This window comes from Candidatus Erwinia dacicola (assembly GCF_001756855.1).
Classification (GTDB): Bacteria; Pseudomonadota; Gammaproteobacteria; order Enterobacterales; family Enterobacteriaceae; genus Erwinia; species Erwinia dacicola.
Genome location: NZ_MAYS01000292.1, coordinates 1 through 3361, shown reverse-complemented (window position 1 = coordinate 3361; position 3361 = coordinate 1). Strand labels below are relative to the sequence as shown.

Below are 3361 nucleotides of genomic sequence, written 5' to 3'. Positions count from 1 at the left end.
TTTAATTTTATTATTTTTAGCGCTATTTTAAATCACACAGCTGACAGTCAGCACTGTTTAAACTCGCCACAATTTGGGTTAGATATGACACCGCTTTACGTGAGAATGTCGACAGGAGCATTGTGGCAGAAATGAGGGAAGCATGAGCACAATAGTCATAATATTGGCTATAACGCTGGCCTGCTCAGTAACGGCAGGTTGCTTCTTCTGGTACGCTATGCGGCATCGCCTGCCGTTGGCGAAGCCACTGCCATTTATAATCCCCCCCTATCGCAAGCTAAGCAATGAAGAGCGCGCGGCGGTTGAATGCTACGTGGCGCAGTTGGGCAGCCAAAGTCAGACGCTGCCCAGCGGAGCCAGCAGTTCGCCAGACCAGCTGCTGCTCACCCCGCAAAGCAACAATGTCTACCCCGTCACCCGCTCAATTACCCGCTACGGCCTCTCTACCGATGAACCCCACAAGTGGCGCTACTACCTTGATGCCGTTGAAGTGCATTTGCCGCCGCTATGGGAACAACATATCGCGGAAGAGAACTACGTTGAGCTGATCAAAACGCAAACGATTCCGCTGGTAATATCACTCAATGGTCACTCGCTGACGCAGTACAGTTGGGAAGCACCCGCGCTGACGCTAATGGTGCGCGCCACCGGGCAGAATGCCTCTATCCGTAAGGAAGAGGGCGAGAATATTGAGCTGTTGGGCGTGCGCAAAGAGAGTGCAGAAGAGTACGCGCTGAGCCGCCCTGACGGCATGCGTGAAGCGGTCGCCATCTGTATCGCGATGCTGCTGTTCTTTATCAGCTTGGGCGGGTCGATAGTGTTGATGCCGTGGCTAATCCTAGCGGGTGTTGCCATCATCGCGGTCAGTGTCTGGTTTATTTATCGCCGCCCTAGCGAAAATGATCTGCGCGAAATTCACTGCCTGCGCGGCGCGCCGAAGCGCTGGGGGCTGTTTAGCGAATCTAATCAGGGGCAAGTCAGCAATATCTCGCTCGGCATTATCGATTTAATCTACCCGCCGCACTGGCAACCGTATGCCGCCCAGGATCTTGGCCAGATCACCGAAATTGATATCTACCTCAACCGCCAAGTGGTGCGTCAGGGCCGCTTCCTCTCGCTGCAGGATGAGGTGCGCAATTTCCCTATCCAGCGCTGGCGTAAAAACGTAGTACTGGCGATCGGATCGTTGATCCTGCTGCCGCTGCTGATAGGCTGGATCCCGATCAGCATGCCGCTGAAGCTTAGCCTAGCGTGGATCAAAGGCACGGAAAGTTTGCAGGTTACTCAGGTCAGCGATTTGGAAAAAGCCTCACTGCATGTCGGCGACAGCCTGAAGGTGAACGGCAGCGGAATGTGTTCGATTCCGGCGACCTACCAAGGCAACCGCAGCTATGCGTTTATGCCGTTCGACTGTTCGGCCATGTATTGGAACAATGCGGAACCGCTGCCGCTGCTGCCGTGCGATATTATCGATAAGGCGACGGCGCTGCTGGACACCACCAGCATGCAGTTGCACTCGCAGTCCAGTACCGACCCGAAACTCAACCCGCAGCTGGCAACCGCCATTCACAAGTCGGGCATGATCCTGCTGGATGACTTCTCCGATATCGTGCAGAAAACCCAGGATCTGTGCAGCCAGGAGCAGGACTGTGTGCGCCTGAAAAATGCGCTGGTGAACCTAGGGAATGCTAAAGACTGGCAAACGCTGGCGCACCGCGCTAACTCCGGCGTGCAGGACGGCATGAAGGTGCTGCTGCGCCCGGTGAGTGCAGAAGCGCTGGAAAATCTGGTCAATACCGCCACCTCCTCCTTCTTCTATCGCGAAACGCGCCGCGCGGCAGAAGCGCTGAACAGCCTTCCCCGGGGTGGCTTCCTGATCCTCAGTGATGAGGGCCGCCAGTTTGTCAATCATTCAGCTCCGGCGGTCTCTCTGTTTGATTACAACGCGCCGGACCAGTGGTCGGAACTGCAGCGGCTCTCCGGTATGCTGCTGCATACTCCATTTAGCGCCAGCGGCATTATTACCAGCATTACCACCGATGCTAATGGCACGCGCCACATCGCGCTGCACAGTGAACCGGATAGCCTTACCCTGTGGCGCTATCTTGCCAGCAGCCTGTTACTGCTGGTGCTGGTGCTGAGTCTGGTTATTAATAGCCTGCTGGCGCTGCGCCGCATGCATCGCCACCACATGCGCCTGATGGAAATTCATCAGTATTATGAGAAGTGCTTTAACCACTCGTTAAGCGATATCCAGACCGTGCGACCAATGTTCTGAGCATCGCCGCATCTGTGCTATTTTTAAAGCTGACACTCTCCGCTTTACCTGCCTGAACACGACACGTTGCGCGTGAGTATCCACCGCAACGCGCCTTGATTTATGGCGTTAGCCCCATATTAAGGTAAATCCAAAAAGGAACCCAGCGATGAAAGAGAAACCCAAAGAAGGGATGCGGCTAGATAAATGGCTCTGGGCCGCCCGCTTTTATAAAACCCGTGCGGCGGCACGCGAGATGATTAAAGGCGGCAAGGTGCGTTACAACGGCCAGCGCAGCAAACCCAGCAAGCTGGTTGAAGTCGATGCCGAGCTGGTGCTGCACCAGGGTAATAACCAGCGCACAGTGGTGATTGAAAGCGTCAGTGATAAGCGTGGTCCGGCAGCGATTGCCCAGCAGATGTATCGCGAGACGGCAGAAAGTATTGAAAAACGGGAAAAGGTCGCGAAGGCACGCAAGATGAATGCGCTCAGTATGCCGCACCCGGACCGACGCCCGGATAAAAAGGAGCGTTGCGACCTGATCAAATTTAAAAATTCTGGCAACGAATAACGCGCCATTATTAAAGAGAGAAAAACTTATGTCCCAGCAAGACCAGATGCACCGCTTCCTGTTTGAAAATCACGCTGTGCGTGGAGAAATAGTAGATATTTTAAAGACTTAGCGCGAGATTATCGACGGCCACGATTACCCACAGCCGGTGCAGCAGGTGCTTGGCAAGCTGCTGGTGGCGACCAGCCTGCTGACCGCCACCCTGAAGTTTGACAGCGACATTACGGTCCAGCTGCAGGGTGATGGCCCGCATATGTACAATTATTTTAATTTTGGGGCTGTCCTAGATAACTAAGATCATCTAGGATAGTGCCATGAGAAAAAGCAGACTCAGTCAGTACAAACAGGAACGGTTACTTGAACTGTTTATTGCAGGCTCCACAGCCCGTATTGCCGCAGAGCTGGTTGGTGTCCACAGGAACACTGCTGCATACTATTTTCACCGCCTCAGAGTGCTGATAGCCGAGCACGTAGATAGGCACTCCTGGTTTGATGGCGAGATTGAACTGGACGAAAGTTATTTTGGTGGTTGT

2 protein-coding genes and 2 pseudogenes are annotated in these 3361 nt (G+C 53.9%); all 4 read left to right on the top strand.

What is annotated here, in order from left to right:
* Positions 1-142: 142 nt before the first annotated feature.
* On the top strand, positions 143-2278 hold the full coding sequence (locus BBW68_RS08635) for an intracellular growth attenuator family protein (protein ID WP_070134988.1): 2136 nt from the start codon (positions 143-145) through the stop codon (positions 2276-2278).
* A gap of 148 nt (positions 2279-2426) precedes the next feature.
* Positions 2427-2828: a ribosome-associated heat shock protein Hsp15 gene (hslR, locus tag BBW68_RS08630; protein ID WP_070134986.1), complete on the top strand. Its 402-nt coding sequence runs from the start codon at positions 2427-2429 to the stop codon at positions 2826-2828.
* 28 nt (positions 2829-2856) lie between these two features.
* Positions 2857-3078, top strand: a pseudogene (locus BBW68_RS16410) (Hsp33 family molecular chaperone HslO); the annotation flags it as partial.
* A gap of 64 nt (positions 3079-3142) precedes the next feature.
* A pseudogene (locus tag BBW68_RS08625) lies at positions 3143-3361 on the top strand (IS1595 family transposase); the annotation flags it as partial.